This is a genomic window from Streptomyces sp. NPDC014889 (genome assembly GCF_043081205.1).
In the GTDB taxonomy this organism is placed as follows: Bacteria; Actinomycetota; Actinomycetes; order Streptomycetales; family Streptomycetaceae; genus Streptomyces.
Genome location: NZ_JBIBWH010000009.1, coordinates 57,464 through 81,498, shown reverse-complemented (window position 1 = coordinate 81,498; position 24,035 = coordinate 57,464). Strand labels below are relative to the sequence as shown.

Here is a 24,035-nt window from a genome sequence, read left to right as displayed (position 1 = left end):
TGACCCCCGCGCCCTTTCGCATTCCCGCTGGAACCGGAGCCACACCGGTGGGTTCGGCCTGGTGCAGGAAGCGGCGGCGCCGGTAGCCGTGCCTGCCCCGCCGGACGCCGCGGAGGACCTGCCGGGCCACGTCCTCCGCTTCCTCGGCGTCTCCCGGGGCCGGGAAGCGCGGTTCCCTCAGTCGCGGGCGCGGGCGCGTTTGAAGCGGGCCAGCCCGTCCGACAGGTCCACCACCGGGTCCGGGTAGTCGAGGGCGGCCCGCGCCGGCCCCGGGAGCTTCCACGGCTCGTGCACGGCCGGCCCCTCCAGCCCGGCGAGTTCGGGCACCCAGCGGCGTACGTACGTGCCGTCGGGGTCGTACCGCCTGGCCTGGGTGACGGGGTTGAGCACCCGGCCCGGCCGGGTGTCCGTGCCGGTGCCCGCCATCCACTGCCAGTTGAGCTGGTTGTTGGCGAGGTCGCCGTCGACCAGGTAGCGCAGGAAGTGCCGCGCGCCCACCCGCCAGTCGACGTACAGGGTCTTGGTGAGGAAGCTCGCCGTCAGCAGGCGGCCCCGGTTGTGCATCCAGCCCTCGTGCAGCAACTGGCGCATGGCCGCGTCGACGACCGGATAGCCGGTGCGGCCCTCGCGCCACGCGTCCACGTCCTCGCGCGCGGACCGCTCGGACCGCCACCGGTCGTGCTTCGTGCGGTAGTCGGCGCTCGCCGCGGCGGGCCGCGCCGCCAGGACCTGGCGGTGGAAGTCGCGCCAGGCGAGCTGCCGTACGAAGGCCTCCGCGCCCGGACCGCCCGCGTCGCGCGCCAGGTGCACGATTTCGGCCGGGGAGAGGGTGCCGAAGTGCAGATGGGGGGAGAGCCGGGACGTGGCGTCGGCGGCCAGGTCGTCGTGCCGCTCCCCGTAGGCGGCGGCGCCCGAGCGCAGCCAGCCGGCCAGCCGCCCGCGGCCCTCCGCCTCGCCGCCCGGCGCGAGGCCCGCCGACAGCTCCGAGGCGGCCGGCCGGGAGGGCAGCTCATCGGAGGCGACGCCGTCCGGGACGCGGACGGCGCGGGGGGCGCCGAGTGGAGCGCGCAGCCGCTGCCGCGACCACTGCCGGAAGTAGGGAGTGAAGACGGCGAAGTGGTCCGAGGAGGACGGCGTCAGCGCGCCCGGCGCGACGGCCGTGGTCACCGCGTCGTGCACGTGCAGCCGGCGTCCGTCCGCCGCCAGGGCGCGCCGCAGCCGCTCCTCCCTGCGGTGGGCGAAGCCGCTGACGTCGGCCGCCAGGTGGACCTCACCGGCGTCGGCCTCGCGGGCCACCTCCCGGACCTGCTCGACGGGGTCGCCGCCGCGGACGACCAGCCGGCCGCCGCGCCGGCGCAGTTCCGCGTCGAGGCCGTGCAGGCAGTCGGCGAGGAACGCCAGCCGGTTCGGGGCGGCGAAGCCCGCCGCGTCCACGGCCGGGTCGCGTACGAACAGCGGGACGACGTGCCGGGAGCCGTCGAGGGCGGCGCGCAGCGGCGGGTGGTCGTGCACCCGCAGGTCGGCGGTGAACAGGACGACCGAGACGTTCATGGTGGGGCTCCGTGGCGGGGTCGGGGAGGGCCGGACGGATCGCTCCTGACGGTCAGGACCGCTCCTGACGGTCCGGGGCGCTCCGGACTGCTTCTGGCGCGGGGCCGCCGGCGGATGCGGGCGTCAGCGGACGGAGGTGCGTTCCCCCGACGGGGTGAGCCGGGCCTGTTCGGCCGCCGCCCCGGCGATGTTGCGGGCCATCCCGCCGAACACGACCGCGTGGAAGGGCGAGACGCTCCACCAGTAGGCGTGCCCGAGCAGCCCGTGCGGATGGAACACCGCGCGCTGGCGGTACAGCGTGCGGCCCTCGGCGTCGGTGCCGACGCGCATCTCCAGCCAGGCCAGGCCCGGCAGCCGCATCTCGGCCCGCAGCCGCAGCAGCCGCCCCGGTTCGATCTCCTCCACGCGCCAGAAGTCGAGCGAGTCGCCCACCCGAAGCCGCCGCGGGTCACGGCGTCCCCGGCGCAGCCCGACGCCGCCCACCAGCCGGTCGAGCCCGCCGCGCAGGGCCCAGGCGAGGGGGAAGGAGTACCAGCCGTGGTCGCCTCCGATGCCCTCGACGACCCGCCACAGGTCCTCGGGCGGGGCGTCCACCGTGCGTTCCCGCCGGTCGGTGTAGAGGCTGCCGCCGGCCCAGTCGGGGTCGGTGGGCAGGGGATCGCTGGGCGCGCCGGGCACCGACGCGGACGACCACCGGGTCGTCACCTGCGCGTCGCGGACCCGTCGCAGCGCCAGCCGCACCGCCTCGTCGAAGCCGATCGGATGCCCGGGAGGGTCGGGCACGTACCGCAGGACGTCGTGCTCCCGGCAGACGACCTCGTGGCGCAGCGACTCGGCGAGCGGGCGCGCGAGGGCCGCCGGTACCGGGGTGACCAGGCCGATCCACTGGCTGGACAGCCGGGGGGTGAGGACCGGGACGGGGACGACGATCCGGCGGGGCAGGCCCGCCACCGCCGCGTACCGCAGCATCATGTCCCGGTACGTCAGGACGTCCGGCCCGCCGATGTCGAAGGCCCGGTTCACGTCGTCGGGCATCCCCGCGCTGCCCACCAGGACGCGCAGGACGTCCCGCACGGCGATCGGCTGGATGCGGGTGCCCACCCAGCTCGGGGTGACCATCACGGGCAGGCGCTCGGTGAGGTAGCGCAGCATCTCGAAGGAGGCGGATCCCGAGCCGATGACGACGGCGGCGCGCAGGACGGTGGTCGGCACCCCCGAGGCCAGCAGGATGCGGCCGACCTCCGCGCGCGAGCGCAGATGCGGGGACAGCTCCCGCTGCGGCACGCCGGCGGGCATCAGGCCGCCGAGGTAGACGACGCGCCGCACGCCCGCGGCCCGGGCCCGCTCACCGAACACGCGTGCGGCATGGCGGTCGGTCTCCTCGAAGTCCTTGCCGGTGCCGAGGGCGTGCACCAGGTAGTAGGCGACGTCGACGTCCCGCAGGGCCGCGGCGACCGACTCCGGGTCGGTGACGTCGCCGCGCACCACCTCCGTGCGGGGCGCCCACGGGTGGTCGCGCAGCCTGCCGGGGGAGCGGGCCAGGCAGCGCACCCGGTGGCCGGCGTCGAGCAGCTCCGGGACCAGCCGGCCACCGATGTATCCCGTGGCGCCCGTCACCAGGCAGAGCGGGCCGTCGCCCGTGTCCTCACCGTTCATCGTCCCGGTCCCTCGCGTGTCGGTGCCTTGTGTCCTACCGGAAGGCTTCCACCGGGACGGCCCTCGCGGATGCGCGCACGACGCTTTCCGTGGGCCGATCGCGTGGCCGTGGCTGCCGCGCGGCGATGCCCGGGGAAGGATTCCGCCGATGCCGTCGGGCGAGGTGCCGGTGCGGGGCCCACCGTTCGAGCGAGAGGTGGGACGACGGCACGACGTCAAGGAGAACGTCATGAAGTACTACCTGCTCAGCGTGATCCAGCCGGCCGAGGGCGAGCCGCCCGCGGCCGAGGCGCTGGCGCGGATCATGCGCGAGGTCGAGGGCTTCCACCAGGAGCTGCGCAAGGCGGGCGCCTGGGTCTTCGCCGGCGGGCTGCACGGCCCGGAGGCCGCCGTGGTCCTGCGTCCCGTGGACCGTGAGGTACGGGTCACCGACGGCCCCTACGCCCAGGGCGCCGAATACCTGGGCGGTCTGTGCCTCATCAAGGCGCCCGATCTGGACGCGGCCGTGGAGTGGGGCCGGAAGGCGAGCCTGGCCACCACCCTCCCCATCGAGGTGCGGCCGTTCCTGCACCCGGCCGGGGACTGACGCCCGGCACTTCGATTGGTCTACACCCTTGACTGGTACAGACCAGTGCGGTTGAGTGCCCCCAACCCCCCACCGCGGCCGCCCCCACACCGTGCCCGGTACCGCCGGCACGTGCGCGCGAGGAACCGGCTCCGTCCGGCCTCGCGGGGGTGCGGCCGCGCTCTGCGGATCCTCCAACTCCCCTGGAGCGCAGGCCAGTTCGCCTGACGTCCGGGCGCCGGGCGTGGTGTCATGCACCTGACCATCCTGACCGACGGTGTCATCGGCCGCCGGGGCGCGGCCCCGTGGCGACGGCCACCGTCCGGACGAAGGGCAACACCGCCATGCGCACCCCCCACGCGCTGCTCGCCACGACCGCGGCGCTCGCCGCCGTCGTGGCATCCCCCGCATCCGCTCCCGCGAGCGCCACGGCACAGGCCCCGGCCGCCGGGGCGTACTACGTCCAGAGCGTCACGACCGGCCTGGCCGCGGCGGCCGCCGGGACCGGCGCCGTGGAACAGCACAACCCCAGGGGCGACGAGGACCACCAGCAGTGGAACCTGAGGGCGAACGGACCGTCGTACGTCCTGGAGAGCGCCGACCTGGCCGGCACCTGCCTCGGCCGCTCGGGCGACCAGGCGCGCACCGTCGCCTGCGCCGACGCGGAGGCGGCCTGGGAGATCGCCCCGGCCGGGAACGACCAGTACACGCTCAAGTCGCCCGGGGCCGACCGCTACTTGACCGTCGGCGCCAGGCCGTCCGGTGCCAACTACCCCGCCCCGCTGGCCCTCGGACCCGCGGGCGACCTGGCCCGCTGGTACCTCACCCCGGTGACACCGGACACCCGGCCCATGCCGCCGGCGTATCAGCGCACCCTCGACCAGGTCACGTTCCTCACCGCCCACAACGCCTACGCCAACGGGGTCGACGGCGGCTTCGCCCCGCCGTTCGTCAACCTCTTCCCCAACCAGAGCCGTGGCATCGACCAGCAACTCGCCGACGGCGTACGCGGGTTCATGCTGGACATCCATCAGACCCCGGACGGCGCGATCCTGTGCCACAACAGCTGCACACTGGTCAGCAGGCCGGTCGCCCTGTGGGTGGACCTCCAGCGCATGGTGGACTTCCTCGAGGCGCACCCCGACCAGTTCGTCACCGTGTTCCTGGAGGACTACGTCGACCCGGGCGTCCTGCGCGCCGAACTCGCCCGTGTCCGCGGCCTGTCCGATGTGCTCTACCGGCCCGACCTGACCGGTGTGCGCGACAGCGGCTGGCCCAGGATGGCCGACCTGATCGCGGACAACCACCGGCTGCTGATCCTCACCGACCACAGCCGCTCGGCCGACGAGGCCGCGGGCCTGACCCGGGACGGCTTCGGCGTGATGTACCAGCGCGAGTGGACGGTCGAGAACTACTGGTCGATGGGGCCGGGCCTCGGCGCGTCCGACTGGTCCTGCTACAGCCGCTGGTACGGCGCCGACCTGAACATCCCGCTGACGCACACCGAACCGGGCTTCCGTCCGCTGTTCGTGATGAACCACTTCCGGGACAGCACGATCACCGCCACGGCACAGACCGACAACGGCAAACTCGCCGACCGCGCCCAGCGGTTCTGCGAGCCCGCCGCACGCAGGAAGCCCAACTTCCTGGCCGTGGACCGCTACGACCTCGGCGACCCCGCGGCCGCCGTGAACGCGCTGAACACCCACACATATCCGTGACATCCAGCCCTATGGCGCACGCAATCGCGACACGAGGGTGTGCGAGACTCCGCCGATGACCTCCGAAACGATCACCGCGGACGCCGCGGGCACCTGGGAACTCGGCGACCTGCCCGTCCACCGCATCGGCCTCGGCGCGATGCGGCTGACGGGCAGCGCCGCCTTCCACCTCGGCACCCCGAGCGACCGGAACCGCTCGATCGCCGTCCTGCGCCGGGCGGTCGAGCTCGGCGTGAACCACATCGACACGGCGGCCTTCTACTTCTCCGCCCGGCGCTCCGCCAACGAACTGATCAACAGCGCCCTGTCGCCGTACCCGGACGACCTGGTCGTCGTCACGAAGGTCGGTCCGTTCCGGAACTTCTCGGGGGAGTGGGGCCCCTCCGCGCGCCCCGACGACCTGCGCGGCCATGTCGAGGAGAACCTGCGTCAGCTCGGCCGCGACCACCTGGACGTGGTCAACCTGCGCCGGATGGGCCAGGACTCCATCGCCGAGCACTTCGGCGCGCTCGCCGAACTGCGCGAGGAGGGTCTGATCCGCCACCTCGGCATCTCCGACGTGGAGCCGCGCCATCTCGAAGAGGCCCGCGCCATCGCGCCGGTGGTGTGCGTGCAGAACCGCTTCGGGCTCGATCTCCACGCCCCCGGCACCGACGAACTGCTGCGGGTCTGCGGTGAGGAGGGCATCGCCTTCGTCCCGTTCTTCGCCATCGCCGGCGAGGGCGGCTCCCAGGGGGCGGCGGACGGCGCCCACGACGAGGAGGTCGCGGCCGTCGCCCGCGCCCACGACGCGACACCCGCCCAGGTGCGGATCGCCTGGACCCTCCAGCAGGGCCCGCACGTGCTGGCCATCCCCGGCACCGGCAACCCCGACCACCTCGTGGAGAACGTGGCCGCGGGCACCCTGCGCCTCACCGACGAGGAGATGGACCGCCTCGACGCGCTGCACACCGGCGCCGACGACGGGAACGAATGAGCGGCGTCCCCTGCCGCACGCCTGCCGCACGCGGGGACCGCGTGAGCGACCCCGCGTGCGCCGCGGCCCCGGCCGCGGTGTCCGATCCGGGTCAGTCCGTCAGCCCAGATGCCGGTGCAGGAAAGCCACGGTGCTCTGCCAGGCCCGGTCCGCCGAGTCGGGCTCGTGGCCGGGGCGGCGGTCGTTGAAGAAGGCGTGGCCGGCCGGGTACAGGCGGAAGTCCGCGGTGACGCCCGACTGCCGCCGGATCCTCTCGCGCAGCTCCTCGACCTGCTCCAGCGGGATGCTCCGGTCCTGCTCCCCGTAGTGGCCGAGGAGCTGGGCGCGCAGCCCGGAGAAGTCGGGCAGTTCGCCGCGGACGACGCCGTAGAACGGCACGGCCGCGCTCACCCGCGGATCGACGGCCGCCAGGTACAGCACGAACCCGCCGCCCATGCAGAAGCCGACCGCGCCGATCGTGCCGGAGGTGACCTCGGGCAGGGACAGCAGGTGGCCGACGGCGCCGGAGAGCAGTTCGACACCGCGCAGGACCGGCAGGGCCTTCACCATGCGCCGGGCCTCGTCGGAGTCGTGCGCCACGCTGCCGCCGTACAGGTCGGGAGCCAGGGCGACGAAACCCTCGGCGGCGAGCCGGTCGGCCACGTCGGCGATGTGGTCCGTCAGCCCCCACCACTCCTGGATGACGAGAACGCCCGGACCGCTTCCCGAAGGGGGCAGCGCGAGATAGCCGTGCGCGGTGGCCCCCGCGCTCGGGAAGGTGACGTTCTGCCGAGCCGGCGTCTCGGCGGGCCTCGGCCGCTCGGACATGGCGCTCAACTCCTTGCCGGATCGAGGATCGGCGCCCGGCCGGACAGTGGCGGAGGGGCCTTTGCGGATCCTTGCCGCGTTCGCCGTGCCGCCGCCCGCCGTTCACGGTCCGGTTCGCACCCCTTCGTACGCTACTGCCGGCGGTCCGGTCGTGCAGCGGGCCCCGCCCGAGCGCACCGGGGCGCGTGTGCTCCCCGCGGTCGTTCCCGGCGGCTCCTTCCATAATGGGCGGGCGGGCACGGCCGCGAGCGGAGCACGGCGCCGGACTGACTACAATCATGTAGACGACCTATGACTGTGGGCGACAACGGGGTGAGGAAGTACCCATGACCGACGACGACAAGGACGAGCGCAGGCCGGCCGGTGAGCTCGAAGCGGGCGTCATGGCCGTCCTGTGGGCCGCCGGCGCGCCCCGCACCCCCGGTGAGGTCCAGCTCAGCCTCGGCACCGGCCTGGCCCGCACCACGGTCACCACCATCCTGACCCGGCTGCACGACAAGGGCGTCGTCGAGCGCCGCCGCCAGGGGCGCGGATACGCCTACTACCCCGTCCAGGACGCGCACGGGCTGACCGCCCGCCGCATGCACTCCGAACTCGACCGCGACACCGACCGCGAGACGGTTCTCGCCCGCTTCGTCGCCCAGCTCAGCCCCGACGACGAGCGCGTCCTGCGCGACCTGCTCGAATCCGGTGAGCGATGACCGCCGCCCTGCTTCTGCTCCTCCCCCTGCTGCTGCCGTTCGCCGCGCCCGCGCTGGCCCGGCGCGCGCTCGACCGCCTCGCCCCCGTCACGGCGCTGTGGATGATCACCGGCTCCGCGGTCGTGCTCGCCGGCTGCTCCCTCGCGGCGCTCGGCGCCTTCGTCCTCACCGGACTGCTCAAGCTGCCCCTGGTCGCGGCGCTCGGCAAGCTCGTGCACCCGGTGTCCACCCCCTCCGACCTGGTGGTCGTCCCGGCGGCCGCGATCTCCGTCGGAGCGCTCGCCGTGTGCGCGTGCACGCTGGGGCGCGCGGCGCTGAGAGAGTTCCGCGCCTTCCGCAGCGCGCACACGGAGGCCGGCCGCAGGCCCGCTGCCGGAGACCTGTGCGTGGTGGACTCCCCGCACCCCGACGCGTACGCGCTGCCCGGCCGCCCGCACCGCATCGTCGTCACCACCGCGATGCTCCGCAGTCTCGACGCGGCCGAGCGCGAGGCGCTGTTCGCGCACGAGCGGGCCCACAACCGGGGCGGCCACCACTACTTCCTGGCCGTCGCCGAGCTCGCCGCCCACTGCCATCCCGCGCTGCGGCGGGTCCGCGGGGCGATCCGCCTCGCCGCCGAGCGGGCCGCCGACGAGGCGGCGGCCGCGGCCGTCGGCGACCGCCGTCTGACCGCCCGCGCCATCGCGCGCGCCGCCCTGGCCGGCCACGAGGCCCGCTCCGTACGGCCCGAGTTCGCGCCCGCGGCCACCTCGGGACCGGTCCCGCACCGCGTCAAGGCGCTCCTGGCGGCCCCGCGCGTCACGCGCCGCGCCGCGGCCGGGATCGCCGCGCTGCTGGTGGCCTGCGCCGCGGTCTCCTTCGCCGCCTCGGCGACCGGCCTGATCGACGTCCACCACCGGGTCGAGGTCGCCCAGGGCGACACCGACCGCTGACCCCTTGCCGACCGGTGTCCGGGATGACTGGCGCCATGGAGGTTTTACGTATAACCTCACCCGACGATCGTCCCTCCGATCGCTGTTCCGAAAGGCCCCGATGAGACGCATCGCCCTGATCACCCTTGTCGTCGACGACTACGACGAGGCGATCCGCTTCTACACCGGGGCGCTCGGCTTCCGTCTCGCCGAGGACGCCCCGCGCCCCGACGGCTCGCGCTGGGTCGTCGTCGAACCGGGCGACGGAACCGGGACCGCCCTGCTGCTCGCCCGCGCCGGGACCGGGCTCCAGCGGGCCCGGGTGGGCGACCAGACCGGCGGACGCGTCGGGTTCTTCCTGCACACCGACGACTTCGCCCGCGACCACGCCCGGATGCGGGCGGCGGGCGTCACCTTCCTGGAAGAGCCGCGTCAGGAGCCGTACGGCAGGGTCGCCGTCTTCGAGGACCTGTACGGCAACCGCTGGGACCTGCTCCAGCCCGCCCCCGACGCGGGCTGACCACCGCACACCACCACCGCGCACACCACCACGCTCGACTGCCCTAGGAAACGCCCCATGACCGCGCCCCGCATCGACACCGACACCCTCCGCCGGCTCCCCAAGGCCGTGCTGCACGACCACCTCGACGGCGGCCTGCGCCCCGCCACCGTCGTCGAACTCGCGGACGCGGTCGGCCACACCCTGCCCACCACGGACCCCGCCGAACTCGCCGCCTGGTACTACGACGCGGCCAACTCCGGCGACCTGGTCCGCTACATAGCCACCTTCGAGCACACCCTCGCCGTGATGCAGACCCGCGAGGGCCTGCTGCGCACCGCCGAGGAGTACGTCCTCGACCTGGCCGAGGACGGCGTCGTCTACGGCGAGGTGCGCTACGCCCCCGAACTGATGGTCAACGGCGGGCTGACCCTCACCGAGGTCGTGGAGACCGTCCAGGAGGGCCTCGCGGCGGGCATGGCCAAGGCGGCCGCCCAGGGCACGCCCGTCCGGGTCGGCACGCTGCTGTGCGGCATGCGGATGTTCGACCGGACCCGTGAGATCGCGGACCTGGCCGTCGCCCACCGCGACGCCGGTGTCGTCGGCTTCGACATCGCGGGCGCCGAGGACGGCTTCCCGCCCGCCGACCACCTGGAGGCGTTCGAGCACCTGCGCCGCGAGAGCGTGCCGTTCACCATCCACGCCGGCGAGGCGCACGGCCTGCCCAGCATCCACCAGGCCCTCCAGGTGTGCGGCGCCCAGCGCATCGGGCACGGCGTGCGCATCACCGAGGACATCGTCGACGGCAAGCTGGGCCGGCTGGCCGGCTGGGTGCGCGACCGCCGGATCGCCCTGGAGATGTGCCCGACCTCCAACCTCCAGACCGGCGCCGCCACCTCGATCGCCGAGCACCCCATCACCGAGCTGAAGGACCTCGGCTTCCGGGTCACCCTCAACACCGACAACCGCCTGGTCTCCGGCACCACGATGACCCGCGAGATGTCCCTGCTGGTCGAGCAGGCGGGCTGGACGGCCGAGGACCTGCGCACGGTCACGGTCAACGCCGTCAAGAGCGCGTTCCTCCCCTTCGACGAGCGCGTGAGCCTGATCCGGGACGTGGTGCTGCCGGGCTACGAGTCCGCGCTCTGAAGCAGCCCCCTGACGTAGGCGGCCTGTCCGGCGTGCTGGAGATCGTCGGACAGGACGCTGACCAGGCGCGTGCCCAGCGTGACCGGGGGATCCCAGTTCTCGTCGACGACGCGTTCCAGGTCCTTGGCGGTCAGTTGGCGCAGGGCGGTCAGGGTCTGCTCGTGCACGGCGTCGTAGTAGCCGGTCAGCAGCTCGCCGTCGTCGACCCGTACCTCGGCGACCTTCGCCGGGGTGTGCCCGTAGCCGGTGTCGTGGCGGTTCAGGTGCAGTCCGAAGCGCTTCTGCCAGTCCCGCGCGAGCCACACCTGGTCGAGGCCGAAGGCGTCGGCCACGTGGTCGTCCTGTACGCGCGTCAGGTGCCAGACGAGCCAGGCGACGGAGTTGGCGTCGGCGGCGGGACGGGCGTTGAGCCATTCGGCCGGCAGGCCGTCGACGACGGCGTGGACCTCTTCCCGGATGCGGCCGTAGCCGTCGATGAGGATGTCCTTCGCATGCATAAGTCCACCTTGGCGCATCGCCGACCGTCCCGCGTCCGGAACCCGGACCGCGTCAGGCGGTGCCGGGCTCCTGCGTCCCGAGGACGGTGATCAGGGCGCGGGCCGCCGGACTGGTGGCCTGTTCCGGCGGCAGCAGGGCGACGGTCTCGTACTCCGTCTCCGTGGCGCCCTTGAGCGGCAGCGCGGTGAGCGAAGGCCGCTTGTGCCGGAAATGGCGGGGCACGACGGCGATGCCCAGGTTCTCGTCGACCAGGTCGAGCAGACTGTGCACGTCGTTGACCTCAAGGGTCACCGTGCGCCGTACGCCCGCGGCGGCGAAGGCCGCGTCGGTGGTCCGGCGCGGCCCCCAGTCCGGGTGGAAGTCGACGAAGACCTCGCCGTCCAGGTCCCGCGGCGTCAGGACGGCCTCGGCGGACGCGAGCCGGTGCCCCGGGTGGCAGAGGACCGTCATCGGCTCGCCGGCCAGGGACACCGAGCGCAACTGGTCGGTGTCCGCGCGGGTCCGGTAGGCGAACGCCAGGTCGAGCCGGCCGGCCGCGACCTCCTCCGCCAGCGCGCCCGACCCCGTCTGCCGCAGCCGGATCTCCACGTCCGGATGCCGCCGCCGGAACGCGGCGAGCAGCCCGGCCACATGTACGCCCGCGATGCACTGCTCGGTGCCCAGCGACAGCGTGCCGCGCAGCACGCCCTGCACCGCCGCCACCGCCTCGTGCGCGGCCCGCACCTGCGCCAGGATCCGCTGTGCCTCGCCGAGCAGCGCGCGCCCGGCCTCCGTGAGCGTCACCCGGCGCGTGGTGCGCACGAACAGGGAGGTCTGCAACTCGCGCTCCAGCGCGCGGATCGACGCCGAGAGCCCCGACTGGGAGACCATCAGGCGCTCCGCCGCCCGGGTGAAGTGCCGGTCCTCGGCGACCGCGACGAAGTGCTGGAGATGACGCAGTTCCATGATTGAGCAGCGTAGTCGTTGAATCCCATCGGATTCTCCTGTTGGACCACTGCCCCCGGAGCGCGCGAGAGTGGGGGCACCGGTTCCGCCGGAACCGTTCACCACCGTGCCAACCCCGATGGAGTCGCGTTGTTCACCGCCCACCCCGACCGCTACGCGGACATGCCCTACCGGCGCACCGGACGCAGTGGCCTGAAGCTTCCCGCGCTGTCGCTCGGCCTGTGGCACAACTTCGGCCCGGACCGCCCGGTCGACACCCAGCGCGCCATCCTGCGCCGCGCCTTCGACCTCGGCGTCACCCACTTCGACCTGGCCAACAACTACGGGCCGCCGCCCGGCTCCGCCGAGTCCGCCCTCGGCGACGCGCTCCGGGCGGACTTCGGGCCGTACCGCGACGAGTTGGTCATCTCCACCAAGGCCGGCTACCTGATGTGGCCCGGCCCGTACGGCGAATGGGGCTCCCGGAAGTACCTGCTGTCGTCGCTGGACCAGAGCCTGAAGCGCATGGGCCTGGAATACGTCGACGTCTTCTACTCGCACCGCCCCGACCCGGACACCCCGCTGGAGGAGACCATGGGTGCCCTGCACTCGGCGGTCCAGCAGGGCAAGGCGCTCTACGTCGGCGTCTCCAACTACTCACCGGAGCAGACCCGCGAGGCCGCCCGGATCCTGGGCGAACTGGGCACCCCGCTGCTGATCCACCAGCCCCGCTACTCGATGCTCGACCGGCGCCCCGAGGAGGAGGGCCTCCTGGACGCCCTGGACGAGCTCCAGGTCGGCTCCATCGCCTACTCCCCGCTGGAGCAGGGCCTGCTCACCGCCCGTTACCTGGACGGCATCCCCGAGGGCTCCCGGGCGGCGAGCGACAGCCCCTTCCTCGACTCGGCCGCGGTGACCGGCGAACTGGTGGGCAAGCTGCGCGCGCTGGACGAGATCGCCAAGTCCCGCGGGCAGTCCCTGGCGCAGATGGCGCTGGCCTGGGTGCTGCGCGGCGGACGGGTCACCTCGGCCCTGGTCGGCGCGAGCAGCCCGCGGCAACTGGAGGACAGCGTCGCCGCGACACGTTCCCTGGACTTCGACACGGAGGAACTGGCCCGCATCGACGCGGTCGTCGCCTCCTAGGACGACGCGTCCGGCCCGCGGTGCGGGCCGGACGCGCGGTCGTACCGGCCCCGGCGGAGGACGCTCCGCCGGGGCCGGACCTCATGCCGCCGTGGGCACCCGGTCGAGGAAGCCGAGGACTGTTCGGATCCTGCCCCCGTCGTCCAGGGTGATCACGTCGGAGCCGGCGACCGGGGCGGAGCCGTCCGACTCGCTCACCAGCTCCCAGGAGAAGCGGGCCGTGTCGTGGTGGCCGTCGACGGTGCCGGTGAGCCGGAAGGCGAACCCGGGGAACTGCTCGCGCGCGGCGGTGATCACGGCGGTGATCTCGTCATGGCCGCCGGCCTCGGCCAGGGGATCGGTGTAGCTGCCGCCGGGGGTCCAGGCGTCGGCCACCGCCTTGGCCCGGGCCTGGGCGTCCGGCGCGTTCCAGGCCTCGAAGTAGCGGGTGACGGCGATCGTGTACCGGTCGGTCTGCGCGGACATGCTGAATCAGCCTCCATCGAGGTCGTAAACGCTGGTGGGAGCCCGGGTCCTGGTGCTCGGCGACCCGATGGGACCACCCTGCCGCGCGAGTGCCGCCGGGGTCGATTACCGCGCGGGTCATGCCCGCCGGTCACGGACCGTCGCGTTTCGGCCACCTGGCGTGAGGAATATGCCGGGAGACTGGCCGGAAAGTCGTGGTGACAGTGGTTCAGCAGTGAACATACTCGAATTCAGGGGCACTTCACCGCATAAAAGCCGCACGGGCCGGGCCGACCGGGCGGCGACGCCACGGGGGAGGAGCAGTGCACGACGAATTCCTGTGCCACGTGACCGCGTACGGAGTGTGCGACGGCCGCCGCGTCGGCGTACCGCTCGGCACCTACCGGGCGCCCACCCTGGCCCTGGCCCTGTGGTGGCTGCGCGACCGCGCCTCCTGGATCGCCGAGCGGCTCGACCCCGGCCCCGACACCCCCCATGTCCCGCCCGGCGCGCTGGTCCCGGTGCCCGACTCCGTGCCCGACGTTCCCGCCATCCTGCGCGCCTGGTGCGCCGACGTGGCCCAACAGGAGGTCATGGCGGACGAGTTGACCGAGGGACGGCTGGTGCGGATCGCCGCCGGCGACGAGACCACGGAGTACGAACTGCTCGCCGAGTCGGTGGACGCCCTGCGCATGCACCGGACCCTGCCCGCGCTCGTCATGCCGATGGCCTGAGCACCCGGTGACGTGACCGGCGCGCCGCCAGAGCACCCAGGAAGCCCGTGACCAGACCCCACAGGACGGCGAGGCCCAGCGCGCCCCAGAACCGGGGACGCAGCAGCAGTTCCCCGGAGAGGCCGCCGCCCACGTCTCCGATGCCGAGGAGCGACAGACCGTAGTGCGCGGAGATCCGGCCGACGACACAGACCGTCAGGACCGTCAGCAGCAGTGCGACGGCCATGCGGACGGCGTGCCGCCAGGTCGGCGTCCCGGCCGGGGAACGCGCCGCCATCAGGAACGCGGCGCCCAGCAGCAGCACCGCGTCCACGACCACCAGCCACCACACCCGGCCGTCGTGTTCGGCGAGCGTGCCCAGGTTGAGCGCGGAGACGTCCGGGGTGCGCAGCACCTCGTCGAGCAGGCGCGGCATCGGCAGCCCGAACGGGCCGTCCACCCGGCCGTTCCAGGTGGCTCCCAGGCCGATGGTGAACACCGGCCAGACCACGTTCGGCAGCCCGAGCAGGATCACGGCGAGGTGCTCCGCCGGGCGCCCCCGAGTGCCCGCCGTCACCAGCGCGACGACCAGGCCCACGGCCACGCACGCGAGCAGCAGAACCACCATGGCGTACGCCGCCGGACGCACCGCCTCCCGCCGGCGCAGCAGCCGCCCGGGCAACGGCGCCCCCGGCGCCACCAGCAGGGCCAGCACCAGTACGCCCGCCAGCCACAGCAGCCCGAAGACCACGGTGAGGGGCACCTGTGCGGCGAAGCCGACCTCCGGCGCGGCGCCGAACAGGCCGCCGATGACGCCGAGCACCCCGTTGCCGAGGTCGACGGCGAAGGTCTGCCGGGCGGCGAGCGCGAGGCCGATCAGCGCGAGCAGCCACAGGACGGAGATCCGGGCGGCCCAGCCCGCCAGTTCGCGTGCCCCGGCCACCGCGCGGTGCCGCAGCGGCCGCAGGAACCCCGCGGCGACGACGAGCGTGCCCACCAGCGTGACGGACAGCGGCATCACCGTGATCCCCGCGTGCGTCCTGGCGAGGGCGCCCGCGTCGCCGGACAGTTCCACGCTGCCGCCGACGGCCGTCACCACGGTCGCGGCGACCACCCGGGGGAAGGCGTTGCCGGGAAGACGCGCCGCACCGGCAGCCCACAGCCCGAGCGCGGCGACCGCGCCCATGCCCACCACCGCGGCCAGTACTGTGGCCAGGGCCTGTGCCCAGCCATGGCGGGCGGTCGGCGCGACCGGCGGGCTCGGCGGGACCGGAAGGCTCGCGGGGCTCACACCGCCACGCTATGCAGGGCCCCGGCGCCGCGCCTGCCGGACGGTCCGTCCGCGTTTGTCCGCATCCGCCGACAGGTGGGACTGCCGGGCGCGGCTCGGGGTAACAGCACAGGTGCAGCAGTGTCCGGCCTGGCCGGCTTCCGAGAGAGACACCCATGACCGACCATCTGGACGGGGCAGTGATAACGACTGGTTTCGACGTTCCTGTGGAACCGCTCCGGCGGGCGACGCACTTCACCGGCGAACCGGGTTGCATCGCCGAGGCGCGGTCCTTCGCCGCGCACTTCCTGGACCAGCTCAGGACCGCGTGGTGCGCCGAGATCGGCCGCCGCTGCGGCGACGCGCTCCTGCTGGTGGTCAGTGAACTGGTCACCAACGCCGACCGGCACAGCGACGGGCCGTACATCCTGGAGCTGGAGGGCACGGACAGCGCGGTCGACGTGTGCGTGTACGACAGCAGCGCCGTACTGCCCCGGCGCTTCCCCCGGGATCCGCGGCGCGTGGGCCGGCACGGCCTGGAGATCGTGCACGCACTGGCGCTCGAGGTGACCGTGGAACGCGTCCCGGTGGGCAAGCGCGTCCGCGCGCTGGTCGAACTCGGCAGCGAGTGACCAGCGCGCGACGGAGCGATCGCCAAAGCCGGCGCGAGCGCGCGCCGACAGGCGCTAGGGCCAGGGTCCGGCACGGCGAGAGCACGCACCTGACGCCGCGAGGCCCGCCCTCCGGGCGGACGACGGGACTTTCACAACAGGTGCTAGGCGCAGCCCAGTTCGCCGAGCATGCCCTGGCGGAGCTGGGTGATGATCCGTTTGATCAGCCGGGAGACGTGCATCTGCGAGCAGCCGAGCCGTTCGCCGATCTCCGCCTGGGTGGCCTCCTCCACGAACCGCAGATGGATGATCTGCCGGTCGCGTTCACTGAGCCCGGCCACCAGCGGCGCGAGGGCGTGGAAGTCCTCGACCAGCCTGATCCCGTCCTCCTCGACGCCGATGAAGTCGGCGAGCACCGCCTCGCCGTCCTCCGCCCCCTCACCGGTGAGGGCGGCGTCCAGCGACGCGGAGTTGTAGCCGTTGGAGGCGATCTGGGCCTCCACCACCTGGTCCTCGGAGATGTTCATGAGCGTGGCGAGTTCGGCCACCGTCGGGTCCCGGTCCAGGCGGCTGGACAGTTCCTCGCGCGCCCGGGCCAGTTCCACCCGCAGCTCCTGGAGCCGCCGCGGCACGTGCACCGCCCAGGTGGTGTCGCGGAAGAACCGCTTGATCTCGCCCACGATGTAGGGCAGGGCGAAGGAGGTGAACTCCACCTCGCGCGCCAGCTCGAACCGGTCGATGGCCTTGATCAGGCCGATCATCCCGGTCTGGACGATGTCCTCCATGTCGTCGCCGCGGTTGCGGAACCGCCCGGCCGCGAACCGCACCAGGGACATGTTCATCTCGATGAGCGTGTTGCGGGCGTACTGGTATTCGTGCGTGCCCTCGTCGAGTTCGGTCAGCCGCCGGAAGAAGTGGCGGGACAGCTCGCGCGCGTCACGCGGAGCGACCGACCGCGGGTCCTCCACCCCCGGCAGCGACCCACCACCCGTCACGGCCTCCCGGGTCTCCCCGACCGCTGCCCCGGACCGGATCACGGTGGTGTCCATCGCCTCTCCCACGTCAGTCACGGTTCGCCCTCTGCCTCGTCGGCCTGCGTACTTCTGCTCCGGCGCTCCGGCACCGGGCGGCTGTGCGACCCCCGGGTACCCGGGGCGCCGGGATGTATGCCCGCCGCCGTACCCGGGGGTCGCGGTCCGCTCCCTGCCTGCCGCGCCGTTGGAGCTGCGGATACCCGCAGTGACCGTGGCCATGCCCTTCGTGTGCCGGGGCGGCGTGAATTCGCCGGTACGCGGAGCGAAGAGCCGGCGGCGAGGGAGGGAACCCGGCTGCGACTTCACCCAGGGCGCAACCGCCCTCCCTTCCGCCCGGATCCGTAACTCCTAGGCTGAGGTGATGAGTGAACGAGCGCCGAACCGAGTCCCCGTCATCCCTCTGCGCCCGCCGGCCGCGCGCCCGGCGCCGTCCCGCCCGGCACCCGGACGTCCCGCCCAGGGCCGCACCCCGGCGGCGGCGCCGAAAGAACCCCTTTGGCGCGATCTCGTCGGCGACGTCCTGCGCCGTGAGCGGCTGGCGCAGGAGCGCACGCTCCAGGACGTCGCCGACGCGGCGCGGATCTCGATGCCGTATCTGTCGGAGGTCGAACGCGGCCGCAAGGAGGCCTCCTCGGAGATCCTCGCGGCCACGGCGCAGGCGCTCGGCATCGGCCTCGGCGACCTGCTCTCCCTCGTCCAGGACGAACTGGCGCGCACCGCGGTGCGCGGCGCCGTCCACGGCCGCGGCCGCGGCACGTCCGTCCCCCGTCACAACGGACTGTGCCTGGCCGCCTGACATCCGCACCCGGGCCGGCGCCCCGGAGCCGCGGGCCGGACCGCGCGAGGGTCCGGCCCGGGTGCGTCAGATCCGCGCGAGGCGCCGGCTCAGCACCTCGTCGGCCAGTCCGTACGCCACCGCCTCCTCGGCGGTGAACACCTTGTCGCGGTCCATGTCCGCGCGCAGGGTCGCCGCGTCGTGGCCGGTGTGCCGGGACAGCACCTCCTCGACCTGGGAGCGGATCCGGCTCATCTCCCTGGCCTGGAGCGCCAGATCGGAGACCGTGCCCTGGCGGCCGCCGCTGGCCGGCTGCCCCAGCAGCACGCGGGCGTGCTCCAGCACGAACCGCCGCCCCGGGTCGCCGCCCGCCAGCAGCACCGCCGCCGTCGAGGCCGCCTGCCCCACGCAGAACGTGGAGATCGGCGCCTGCACGAACGTCATCGTGTCGTAGATGGCCATCAGCGAAGTGAACGATCCACCGGGCGAGTTGAGGTAGATCGCGATCTCCTGGTCCGGGGCCGCCGACTCCAGGTGGAGCAACTGGGCGATGACGACGCCCGCGACCCCGTCGTCGATCTCGGTGCCGAGGAAGACGATGCGTTCGTTCAGCAGCCTGCTGAACACGTCGTAGGACCGCTCACCCTGCGCGGTGCGCTCGACCACGTACGGAACCGTGTACGACCCCATGTCAGAGCCCCATCCGACGGCGCGAGTCGGCCGGGCGGACGTCGGCGAGCGACTCCACCACCCGGTCCACCATTCCGTACTCCCTTGCCTGTTCGGCGGTGAACCAGCGGTCCCGGTCGCCGTCCCGCCGGATCGTCTCCTCGCTCTGCCCGGTGTGCTCGGCGGTGAGCCGCTCGATGGTCCGCTTGGTGTGCTCCAGGTTCTCCGCCTGGATCTCGATGTCCGCGGTGGTGCCGCCGATGCCCGCCGACGGCTGGTGCATCATGATCCTCGCGTTCGGCAGCGCGAACCGCTTGCCGCTCGTGCCCACCGCGAGCAGGAACTGGCCCATGCTGGCGGCGAATCCCATCGCCAGCGTCGACACGTCGTTCGGGACGAGCCGCATCGTGTCGTAGATGGCGAGCCCCGCGGTGACGGATCCGCCGGGGCTGTTGATGTACAGGGCGATGTCGGTGCGCGGGTCCTCGGCCGACAGCAGCAGCAGTTGGGCGCACACCCGGTTGGCCGACACCTCGTCGACCTGGGTGCCCAGGAACACGATCCGCTGGGCGAGCAGCCCGGCCGCGAGATGGTCGTCGAACCGGCTGGGCGGGGTGTCGTGCTCCTCCGCGCGCGGCGCGAGCGCGCCGGCTGGGAGCAGTGCGGTCGGTGGCGTCATCGGGTCTCCTTGTCGTGGCTCTGATGCCGTCGACCCCACTGTCGGCCCGGTGCCGCCGCCGCGTACGGCTTCTCTGCCCGTGGCAGATTCGCCACGGGCGGAGCGGTCCGGTCATCCCTTCTCGCGGAGCTGCCGGAAGAACGCCCGCACGTCCGCGACCAGCAGGTCCGGCTCCTCCATCGCCGCGAAGTGGCCGCCCCGCTCGAACTGGGTCCAGCGCACGATGTTGTCGGTGCGCTCCGCCCTGTGCCGCAGCGGGAGTTGCAGCTCGGCGGGGAAGACGGCGAGCGCGGTCGGGGCGGTCGACGGTTCGGCGGGCGCGGCGGTCCGGCCAAAGGCGTGCGCCCGCTCGTAGTAGATGCGCGCGGACGAACCGGCCGTCCCGGTCAGCCAGTAGAGCATCACGTCGGTGAGCATCCGGTCCCGGTCGACGGCCTCCTCGGGCAGCTCCTCGCAGTCCGTCCACTCGTGGAACTTCTCCACGATCCAGGCGAGTTGACCGACCGGCGAGTCGGTGAGCGCGTACGCCAGCGTCTGCGGGCGGCTGGCGTTCAGCGTCGCGTAGCCCGTGCCCTCCCGCTGCCAGGCGTCCCAGCGCCGCCACGACATGAGCGTCCGCTCCCGCTCCTCGGCGCCGAGCCCGGCCAGCTCCTCCCCGGTCGGCTCGGTGGTCTGCTGCGCGCCCGGCAGCAGATTCAGGTGGACGCCGATCACCCGGCCGGGGTTGGCGCGGCCCAGCTCGCGGGAGATCGCCGCGCCCCAGTCGCCGCCCTGCGCGCCGAACCGCTCGTAGCCGATCCGCCGCATCAGCTCGGCCCACGCGTCGGCGACCCGTCCCGCCTCCCAGCCGCGTTCGGTGGTGGGCCCGGACAGCCCGAAGCCCGGGATGGTCGGCAGGACGAGGTGGAAGGCGTCGGCCGGGTCGCCGCCGTGGGCGGCCGGGTCGGTGAGCGGACCCACGATGTCCAGGAACTCGACGATCGAGCCCGGCCAGCCGTGCGTGACGACCAGCGCGGTGGCGTCCGGCTCGGGGGAGCGGACGTGGGCGAAGTGCACGTTCGCCCCGTCGATCGTGGTCGTGAACTGCGGCCACTGGTTCAGCCGCGCCTCGGCCGCCCGCCAGTCGTAGTCGTGCCGCCAGTACCCCACGAGCTCCCGCAGGTAGTCGACGGGGACGCCGTGGTCCCAGCCCGCGCCGGGCAGCTCGTCCGGCCAGCGGGTTCGGTCGAGGCGGTCGTTCAGGTCGTCGAGATCGCTCTGCGGGACGCTGAGCCGGAAGGGCCGGATGCCGTCGGCGGGCGGTGACGTCGTCATGTCCGCGATGGTAGTTCCGGGCCGCGAGGGTCCCCGGAATTTTCTGGCGGAGGCCCGATGAGTTTCGTGGCCCGGGCCGGTCGATACATATGAGCGCGTCCCACACCCCAGGAGGAACCCGTGGTCACCGAAGGATTCACCACCTGTCTCTGGTTCGACGGCCAGGCCGAGGAGGCCGCCCACTTCTACGTCTCGGTCTTCAAGAACTCCAGCATCGGGCGGATCGGCCGCTCCACCGAGGCCGGGCCCGGCCCGGCCGGATCCGTGCTCACGGTCGACTTCGTGGCGAACGGCCAGAAGTTCGTCGCGCTCAACGGCGGTCCGCAGTTCACGTTCGACGAGGCGGTCTCCTTCCAGATCCACTGCGCGGACCAGGAGGAGGTCGACCACTACTGGACCAAGCTCACCGAGAACGGCGGTGAGCCCGGCCCGTGCGGCTGGCTCAAGGACAGGTACGGCGTCTCCTGGCAGGTGGTCCCGGAGAGGCTCATCGAGATGATCGGCGACCCCGACGCCGAGAAGGCGGCCCGCACCACGCGGGCGATGCTCGCCATGGGCAAGCTCGACATCGACGCCCTGGAAAGGGCGTACGCGGGCGAGTGACGGCGGGCGACGGGGCCGGTCCACCCATCCGGGGGAGTGGACCGGCCCCACCGGGCCGGCGCCGGGGCGAAGGAGCGCGCTCCGGTCAGGGCAGGTCGTTCACCAGCACCGCGGCCCCGTCGAAGCGGCCGGCCTTGAGGTCCTCCAGCGCCTGCGGCGCCCGGGACAGCGGATAGGTGTGCGTGGTGGCGCGCACCCCGTGCCGGGCGGCCAGGGCGAGGAAGTCCCGGCCGTCCTCGCGCGTGTTCGAGGTGACGCTGCGCAGTTCCTTCTCGTAGAACAGCTCGCTCTCGTAGCGCAGCGGCGGTGTGTCGCTGAGATGGATGCCGGCCACGGACAGCACCCCGCCCCGGTCCAGGGCCCGCAGCGCCACGGGGACCAGGTCGCCCACGGGGGCGAACAGGATCGCGCTGTCCAGCGGCTCGGGCGGCGCCGCGTAGGCGTCCTGGGCCGAGGCCGCGCCCAGTTCCAGCGCGAGCGCCCGCGCGGCCTCCCCGCGGGTCATGACGTGCACCCTGGCGCCCTCCGCGAGGGCCACCTGCGCGCACAGGTGGGCGCTGCCGCCGAACCCGTACAGGCCGAGGCGTCCGCCGGGCGGCAGCGCGGCCCGGCGCAGCGCCCGGTGGCCGATGATGCCCGCGCACAGCAGCGGCGCCAGCGCCACGTCGTCGACCTCGCCGGGCAGCCGGTACGCGAAGGCGGCGGGGACGGTCGTGTACTCGGCGTAGCCGCCGTCGGCGTCCCAGCCGGTGTACCGGGAGGCCGGGCACAGGTTCTCCGCGCCGCGCAGGCAGTACGCGCAGGTGCCGTCGGTGCGGCGCAGCCAGGCCACGCCCACCCGGTCGCCGGGCGCGAAGCCGTTCACCGCCCGCCCCCGGCCCGCCACCACGCCCACGACCTCATGGCCGGGCGTGACCCCGGTCCGGTGCACCGGCAGATCGCCCTCGGTGACGTGCAGATCGGTGCGGCACACCCCGCACGCGCGTACGTGCACCAGCAGCTCGTCGTCCGCCGGCACGGGGACCGGCTTCTCCGTCAGCCGCAGCGGCCCCTCCTCCACGGGCCGGGGGCCGGGCCGGGGGCCGGTCACCGTCCACGCCCGCATCGTGCCATCCGTCATCTCGCGTCCCGTCCGCCGTGACCGCCGGGTCCTTCGCCGTCCGTCCCAGTGTGGGACAGGCGGGCCCGCTCGGCGCGCGACCGCACAGGGGAGTCACTAGCGTGAGGACGGAACGAGTCACCGAACCGGAGAGGGCGGCGGCCATGGCGGTACGACCCGAGGGAACCCCCTGCTGGGCGGATGCGATGTTCAGCGACGTCGAGGGGGCCAAGAGCTTCTACGCCGACGTCCTCGGCTGGACCTTCGGCGAGTCCTCGTCGCAGTACGGCAACTACACCCAGGCCTACGCGGACGGAAAGGCGGTGGCCGCCGTCGTGCCGCCCATGCCCGGGCAGGAGGGGCAGTCGCAGTGGTGCCTGTATCTCGCCTCGCCGGACGCCGCCGCCACCGCCGGCAGGATCCGCGAGCACGGCGGTGAGGTGCTGATGGAGCCCATGCAGGTCGGAGACTTCGGCACCATGTGCCTGGCCAGGGAGCCCAGCGGCGCCGTGTTCGGTGTGTGGCAGGGCGGCACCCACGAGGGCTTCGAGGCGATCGCCGTGCCGGGCGCCTACTGCTGGGCGGAGGTCTTCACCCGCGAGCCCGCGAAGGCGGACACCTTCCTGTCCACCGTCTTCGGCTACACCGCCAAGCAGCTCCAGGACGAGGCGATCGACTTCCGCGTGTTCGAGGTGGGCGGCGAGCCGGTCCTCGGCCGGATGAGGATGTCGGAGGACTTCCCGCCCGAGGTGCCGTCGTACATCAATGTCTACTTCACCGTCGCGAACTGCGACGACGCCGTCGCCGCCGCCACCGGGCGGGGCGGTGTGCTGCGGTTCGGCCCGCACGACAGCCCCTTCGGCCGGCTCGCGGCGCTCACCGACCCGCAGGGTGCGAACTTCTCGGTGATCGACGTCACCACCACGCAGGGGGAGAAGCCACAGGCCGCGGACGTGTCCTAGTGCCGTCCGAAGGACCCGTCCGGCCGTGGCATGATCGAGCCCATGCGTGAACGTGTGGTGGCCGCCTGCGACGGGGCGTCGAAGGGAAATCCGGGTCCGGCGGGCTGGGCGTGGGTCGTCTCGGACGACGCCGGCAGCCCGGTCCGCTGGGAGGCGGGAGCGCTCGGCACCGCCACCAACAACGTCGCCGAACTCACCGCGCTGGAGCGGCTGCTGACGGCGACCGAGCCGGATGTGCCGCTCGAGGTGCGGATGGACTCGCAGTACGCGATGAAGGCCGTGACCACCTGGCTGCCCGGCTGGAAGCGCAACGGCTGGAAGACGGCAGCGGGCAAGCCGGTCGCCAACCGGGAACTGGTCGTGCGGATCGACGAGCTGCTCCAGGGCCGCTCGGTCGATTTCCGCTACGTGCCCGCCCACCAGGTCGACGGCGACCCGCTCAACGACTTCGCGGACCGGGCGGCCAGCCAGGCGGCGAGCGCGCAGCTGTCCGCGGGCAGCGCCCTCGGCTCGCCGGAGCCGCCGCCCTCCGCCCCCGTGTCCGCCGCCCCGCGCCGCCGCGCGAACGGGACCAGCACGGCACGGCCGCGCACCGGCGGCTCGTCGACCCGCACGATCAAGGCGAAGTTCCCCGGCCGCTGCGTGTGCGGCCGCCCCTACGCGGCCGGCGAGTCCATCGCCCGCAACGACCAGGGCTGGGGCCACCCGGAGTGCCGCGCGGCGGCCGCCGGATAGCCGCGCCGGCCGCGAACCGGGTGCCG

Annotated in this window: 26 protein-coding genes; 14 read left to right on the top strand and 12 right to left on the bottom strand. The window is 73.5% G+C overall.

Annotated features, from left to right (window positions below):
* Positions 1-177: 177 nt before the first annotated feature.
* Positions 178-1,551, bottom strand: a complete 1,374-nt coding sequence (locus ACF09J_RS19275; protein WP_392306632.1) for a cryptochrome/photolyase family protein — start codon at positions 1,549-1,551, stop codon at positions 178-180.
* Between the two features lie 123 nt (positions 1,552-1,674).
* Positions 1,675-3,207 carry an SDR family oxidoreductase gene (locus ACF09J_RS19270; RefSeq protein WP_392306631.1) on the bottom strand — a complete coding sequence of 511 codons (1,533 nt, stop codon included), beginning with the start codon at positions 3,205-3,207 and terminating at the stop codon, positions 1,675-1,677.
* A 229-nt stretch (positions 3,208-3,436) separates the two neighbouring features.
* On the opposite strand from ACF09J_RS19270, the gene ACF09J_RS19265 reads away from it, so the two are divergent.
* The 3 genes from ACF09J_RS19265 (at position 3,437) to ACF09J_RS19255 (ending at position 6,469) form a co-directional block, all read left to right on the top strand.
* A complete protein-coding gene (locus tag ACF09J_RS19265; RefSeq protein ID WP_392306905.1) occupies positions 3,437-3,793 on the top strand; it encodes a YciI family protein in 357 nt (118 codons plus the stop codon).
* 323 nt (positions 3,794-4,116) lie between these two features.
* Positions 4,117-5,493 (top strand): RICIN domain-containing protein, encoded by a 1,377-nt coding sequence (locus tag ACF09J_RS19260; protein ID WP_392306904.1) that lies wholly within the window; start codon positions 4,117-4,119, stop codon positions 5,491-5,493.
* A 55-nt stretch (positions 5,494-5,548) separates the two neighbouring features.
* On the top strand, positions 5,549-6,469 hold the full coding sequence (locus tag ACF09J_RS19255) for an oxidoreductase (RefSeq protein ID WP_392306630.1): 921 nt from the start codon (positions 5,549-5,551) through the stop codon (positions 6,467-6,469).
* Between the two features lie 99 nt (positions 6,470-6,568).
* Here ACF09J_RS19255 and ACF09J_RS19250 read toward each other — a convergent pair whose 3' ends face one another.
* Positions 6,569-7,276 (bottom strand): dienelactone hydrolase family protein, encoded by a 708-nt coding sequence (locus ACF09J_RS19250; RefSeq protein ID WP_392306629.1) that lies wholly within the window; start codon positions 7,274-7,276, stop codon positions 6,569-6,571.
* A 326-nt stretch (positions 7,277-7,602) separates the two neighbouring features.
* On the opposite strand from ACF09J_RS19250, the gene ACF09J_RS19245 reads away from it, so the two are divergent.
* The 4 genes from ACF09J_RS19245 to ACF09J_RS19230 all read left to right on the top strand — a co-directional run bounded on the left by ACF09J_RS19245 (position 7,603) and on the right by ACF09J_RS19230 (position 10,536).
* Complete coding sequence (locus ACF09J_RS19245) at positions 7,603-7,977, top strand: BlaI/MecI/CopY family transcriptional regulator (protein WP_392306628.1); 375 nt, start codon at positions 7,603-7,605, stop codon at positions 7,975-7,977.
* On the top strand, positions 7,974-8,909 hold the full coding sequence (locus tag ACF09J_RS19240) for a M48 family metalloprotease (protein WP_392306627.1): 936 nt from the start codon (positions 7,974-7,976) through the stop codon (positions 8,907-8,909). Before ACF09J_RS19245 ends, ACF09J_RS19240 begins: the two co-directional genes overlap by 4 nt.
* Positions 8,910-9,009: 100 nt before the next feature.
* A complete protein-coding gene (locus tag ACF09J_RS19235) occupies positions 9,010-9,408 on the top strand; it encodes a VOC family protein (RefSeq protein ID WP_392306626.1) in 399 nt (132 codons plus the stop codon).
* A gap of 57 nt (positions 9,409-9,465) precedes the next feature.
* Positions 9,466-10,536, top strand: a complete 1,071-nt coding sequence (locus ACF09J_RS19230) for an adenosine deaminase (RefSeq protein WP_392306625.1) — start codon at positions 9,466-9,468, stop codon at positions 10,534-10,536.
* Here the strand turns inward: ACF09J_RS19230 and ACF09J_RS19225 are convergent.
* A complete protein-coding gene (locus tag ACF09J_RS19225; RefSeq protein WP_392306624.1) occupies positions 10,518-11,033 on the bottom strand; it encodes a DinB family protein in 516 nt (171 codons plus the stop codon). The genes ACF09J_RS19230 and ACF09J_RS19225 overlap by 19 nt on opposite strands.
* A gap of 52 nt (positions 11,034-11,085) precedes the next feature.
* On the bottom strand, positions 11,086-11,979 hold the full coding sequence (locus ACF09J_RS19220; RefSeq protein ID WP_392306623.1) for a LysR substrate-binding domain-containing protein: 894 nt from the start codon (positions 11,977-11,979) through the stop codon (positions 11,086-11,088).
* 129 nt (positions 11,980-12,108) lie between these two features.
* Between ACF09J_RS19220 and mgrA the strand changes: the two genes are divergently transcribed.
* Positions 12,109-13,101, top strand: a complete 993-nt coding sequence (mgrA, locus tag ACF09J_RS19215) for an L-glyceraldehyde 3-phosphate reductase (RefSeq protein ID WP_392306622.1) — start codon at positions 12,109-12,111, stop codon at positions 13,099-13,101.
* An 81-nt stretch (positions 13,102-13,182) separates the two neighbouring features.
* Here the strand turns inward: mgrA and ACF09J_RS19210 are convergent, their stop codons facing one another.
* Positions 13,183-13,566: a nuclear transport factor 2 family protein gene (locus ACF09J_RS19210; RefSeq protein ID WP_392306621.1), complete on the bottom strand. Its 384-nt coding sequence runs from the start codon at positions 13,564-13,566 to the stop codon at positions 13,183-13,185.
* 302 nt (positions 13,567-13,868) lie between these two features.
* Between ACF09J_RS19210 and ACF09J_RS19205 the strand changes: the two genes are divergently transcribed.
* The gene (locus tag ACF09J_RS19205; protein ID WP_392306620.1) at positions 13,869-14,279 is read left to right on the top strand and encodes a hypothetical protein; all 411 of its coding nucleotides are present in this window, start codon (positions 13,869-13,871) and stop codon (positions 14,277-14,279) included.
* Here ACF09J_RS19205 and ACF09J_RS19200 read toward each other — a convergent pair.
* On the bottom strand, positions 14,263-15,444 hold the full coding sequence (locus tag ACF09J_RS19200) for a streptophobe family protein (RefSeq protein ID WP_392306903.1): 1,182 nt from the start codon (positions 15,442-15,444) through the stop codon (positions 14,263-14,265). The two genes, ACF09J_RS19205 and ACF09J_RS19200, sit on opposite strands and share 17 nt — an antisense overlap.
* Positions 15,445-15,704: 260 nt before the next feature.
* Between ACF09J_RS19200 and ACF09J_RS19195 the strand changes: the two genes are divergently transcribed.
* Positions 15,705-16,160: an ATP-binding protein gene (locus tag ACF09J_RS19195; RefSeq protein ID WP_392306619.1), complete on the top strand. Its 456-nt coding sequence runs from the start codon at positions 15,705-15,707 to the stop codon at positions 16,158-16,160.
* 143 nt (positions 16,161-16,303) lie between these two features.
* On the opposite strand, the gene ACF09J_RS19190 is transcribed toward ACF09J_RS19195, so the two are convergent.
* Positions 16,304-17,188: an RNA polymerase sigma factor SigF gene (locus ACF09J_RS19190; protein ID WP_392306902.1), complete on the bottom strand. Its 885-nt coding sequence runs from the start codon at positions 17,186-17,188 to the stop codon at positions 16,304-16,306.
* 346 nt (positions 17,189-17,534) lie between these two features.
* Here ACF09J_RS19190 and ACF09J_RS19185 point away from each other — a divergent pair, with 346 nt between their 5' ends.
* The gene (locus ACF09J_RS19185) at positions 17,535-17,969 is read left to right on the top strand and encodes a helix-turn-helix domain-containing protein (RefSeq protein WP_392306618.1); all 435 of its coding nucleotides are present in this window, start codon (positions 17,535-17,537) and stop codon (positions 17,967-17,969) included.
* A gap of 66 nt (positions 17,970-18,035) precedes the next feature.
* On the opposite strand, the gene ACF09J_RS19180 is transcribed toward ACF09J_RS19185, so the two are convergent.
* From ACF09J_RS19180 to ACF09J_RS19170, 3 genes are all read right to left on the bottom strand, one after another.
* Positions 18,036-18,638 carry a ClpP family protease gene (locus ACF09J_RS19180; RefSeq protein WP_392306617.1) on the bottom strand — a complete coding sequence of 201 codons (603 nt, stop codon included), beginning with the start codon at positions 18,636-18,638 and terminating at the stop codon, positions 18,036-18,038.
* Position 18,639: 1 nt separating this feature from the next.
* Complete coding sequence (locus tag ACF09J_RS19175; RefSeq protein WP_392306616.1) at positions 18,640-19,296, bottom strand: ClpP family protease; 657 nt, start codon at positions 19,294-19,296, stop codon at positions 18,640-18,642.
* Positions 19,297-19,407: 111 nt separating this feature from the next.
* Complete coding sequence (locus ACF09J_RS19170; RefSeq protein WP_392306615.1) at positions 19,408-20,610, bottom strand: epoxide hydrolase family protein; 1,203 nt, start codon at positions 20,608-20,610, stop codon at positions 19,408-19,410.
* 120 nt (positions 20,611-20,730) lie between these two features.
* Here ACF09J_RS19170 and ACF09J_RS19165 point away from each other — a divergent pair, with 120 nt between their 5' ends.
* On the top strand, positions 20,731-21,213 hold the full coding sequence (locus ACF09J_RS19165; RefSeq protein ID WP_392306614.1) for a VOC family protein: 483 nt from the start codon (positions 20,731-20,733) through the stop codon (positions 21,211-21,213).
* 85 nt (positions 21,214-21,298) lie between these two features.
* Here ACF09J_RS19165 and ACF09J_RS19160 read toward each other — a convergent pair whose 3' ends face one another.
* Positions 21,299-22,318 carry a zinc-binding alcohol dehydrogenase family protein gene (locus ACF09J_RS19160; protein ID WP_392306901.1) on the bottom strand — a complete coding sequence of 340 codons (1,020 nt, stop codon included), beginning with the start codon at positions 22,316-22,318 and terminating at the stop codon, positions 21,299-21,301.
* A 158-nt stretch (positions 22,319-22,476) separates the two neighbouring features.
* Here ACF09J_RS19160 and ACF09J_RS19155 point away from each other — a divergent pair, with 158 nt between their 5' ends.
* Together ACF09J_RS19155 and ACF09J_RS19150 are read left to right on the top strand one after the other, a co-directional pair.
* The gene (locus ACF09J_RS19155) at positions 22,477-23,274 is read left to right on the top strand and encodes a VOC family protein (RefSeq protein ID WP_392306900.1); all 798 of its coding nucleotides are present in this window, start codon (positions 22,477-22,479) and stop codon (positions 23,272-23,274) included.
* A gap of 30 nt (positions 23,275-23,304) precedes the next feature.
* Positions 23,305-24,009, top strand: coding sequence for a ribonuclease H (locus tag ACF09J_RS19150; protein ID WP_392306613.1), 705 nt, complete (start codon positions 23,305-23,307; stop codon positions 24,007-24,009).
* The last annotated feature ends 26 nt before the right edge of the window (positions 24,010-24,035 follow it).